2 protein-coding genes are annotated in these 2,360 nt (G+C 64.1%); both read right to left on the bottom strand.

The annotated features are described in order from the left end of the window. Positions 1-86 precede the first annotated feature (86 nt). Complete coding sequence (locus BO74_RS20870) at positions 87-239, bottom strand: SDR family oxidoreductase (protein WP_496445297.1); 153 nt, start codon at positions 237-239, stop codon at positions 87-89. A gap of 7 nt (positions 240-246) precedes the next feature. After that, positions 247-2,241: a transketolase gene (tkt, locus tag BO74_RS20875; protein ID WP_496445299.1), complete on the bottom strand. Its 1,995-nt coding sequence runs from the start codon at positions 2,239-2,241 to the stop codon at positions 247-249. Between the last annotated feature and the right edge of the window lie 119 nt (positions 2,242-2,360).

Consider the following 2,360-nt stretch of genomic DNA (forward strand, 5'->3'; position numbering starts at 1 on the left):
CAGGAACGAGCGGCGGTTCAACTTGAAACTGTCTTTCATACTTCCCTCCGTGGTTTCAAAGTACTACGAGACACAAACTCGGCTTTTCAGCCGTGAATCAGCATCCCCCCATTGACGTCGATCACGGATCCCGTGAAATACGCCGACAGGTCGGATGCCAGAAAGTGGTACGCGCAGGCAATGTCTTGCTTATCGCGCTTGTCGTTCATGATTTGACGGTCTTTAAGCATAGTCGTCATGACGCGCTCAATTCAAAGTCATTTTCAGTGTCGCCTCGACGATCCGCGCCGTGGTCAGACCGAAGTGCCGGTACAGTTCGCCGGCCGGGGCTGATTCACCGAAGGTGTCGATGCCGATGACCGCACCCCGGCGGCCGACGTATTTGCGCCAGCCGGCGGTGACGCCCGCCTCGACGGCCAGCGTCGGCACCCCGAACGGCAGGATGGCGTGCTGGTAGGTCTGGTCCTGCTGATCGAAGGCGCTGCATGACGGCATCGATACCACGCGCACGTGGACGCCCTGTCCGGCGAGTTCGCACGAGGCTTGCACGGCGAGATCGACCTCCGAGCCGGTGGCGATCAGGATGGCCTGCAACGGTCCGCCTTCCCGGCAGAGGATGTAGCCGCCCTTGCGGATGTCGGCGATCTGTTGCGCCTTTCGTTCCTGGCAGGGCAGGTTCTGGCGGCTGAGGATCAGCGCCGTGGGCGTGTGCATGTGTTCGAGTGCAACCTGCCAGGCGACGAGTGTTTCCACAGTGTCGCAAGGGCGCCAGACGTCCATGTTCGGCATCAGGCGCAGCGTGGCGATCTGTTCGACCGGCTGGTGTGTCGGGCCGTCTTCGCCGAGGCCGATCGAGTCGTGGGTCAGCACGTAGATCGGGTTGATCTTCATCAGCGCGGCCATGCGCAGGGCGTTGCGCGCGTATTCGGAGAACATCAGGAAGGTGCCGCCGAAGGCGCGCAGGCCGTGGTGTAACTGCAGGCCGTTCATGATCGCCGCCATGGCGAATTCGCGCACGCCGTAGTGAATGTAATTGCCGCCCTTGGTCGGGACGAACGATTTTGCGCCGGGCCATTGCGTCAGGTTGGAACCGGTCAGGTCGGCCGAACCGCCGACGAGTTCCGGCAGTGCCTTGGCGAAGAAGGCGATGGCGCTCTGGCTGGCCTTGCGCGTGGCCATCGTCTCTCCTTGCGCCTGTAGGGCTTTGATCTGGCGGGCCGCACGCTGGGCGAATTTGTCGGGCAGCGCGCCGCGCTGGCGGCGGTCGAATTCGGCGCCCAGCTTCGGATAGGCCTCGCGATAGGTCTGCATCAGCGCTTCCCAGCGTGCCTGGTGTTTGGCACCGGCCTTGCGGGCGTCCCACGCGGCGTAGATTTCTTGCGGGATCTCGAAGGGCGCATGCCGCCAGCCGATGGCTTCGCGCGTGGCGGCGATTTCAGCATCGCCGAGCGGCGCCCCGTGGCACTCGTGGGTGCCGGCCTTGGCCGGGGCGCCCTTGCCGATGATGGTCTTGCAGCAGATCAGCGTTGGCTGGTCGGTTTGTTCCTTGGCCTTGCGGATGGCGTGGTCGACGGCCTTGATGTTGTGCCCGTCGATGTCCTCGATCACGTTCCAGCCGTAGGCGCGGAAGCGGGCCGGCGTATCGTCGGTGAGCCAGCCTTTGACGTGGCCGTCGATGGAAATGCCGTTGTCGTCGTAGAAGACGATCAGCTTGCCGAGCTTCCAGGTGCCGGCGAGGGAGCATGCTTCGTGGCTGATGCCTTCCATCAGGCAGCCGTCGCCAACGAACGCATAGGTGTAATGATCGACGACGGGGAAACCGTCGCGATTGAATTCGGCGGCCAGCAGTTGTTCGGCCAGCGCCAGCCCGACGGCGTTGGCCAGGCCCTGGCCGAGCGGGCCGGTGCTGGTCTCCACGCCAGGGGTGTAGCCGACTTCGGGGTGGCCGGGGGTCATGCTGTGCAGCTGCCGGAAACGCTTGAGTTCCTCGATCGGCAGCGGATATCCGGTGAGATGCAGCAGACTGTACAGCAGCATTGAGCCATGGCCGTTCGAGAGCACGAAGCGGTCCCGATTCGGCCAGTGCGGATCGTTGGGGTTGTGTTTCAGCTGCCCGGCCCAGAGGGCCACGGCGATCTCGGCCATGCCCAGAGGCATGCCGGGATGTCCGGAACCGGCCGCCTGCACCGCATCCATGGACAAGGCCCGGATGGCGTTGGCGCGGGGGTCGAAGTGATTCACGATGACCGGTTCCGTTCTGCGGGATTAGCCGAGGCGCTTCTGCACCGAGGTGCCGATGGTTTTCAGAAGCAGGAAGCACGAGGTCGACCCGGCATCGAGGACGCCGATCGAGCGCTCGC

It is taken from the genome of Propionivibrio pelophilus DSM 12018, assembly GCF_059569095.1.

What these genes read in the sequence shown, in the direction of transcription:
- BO74_RS20870 (WP_496445297.1), bottom strand. Translation starts at nt 239, where the DNA reads ATGACGACTATGCTTAAAGACCGTCAAATCATGAACGACAAGCGCGAT.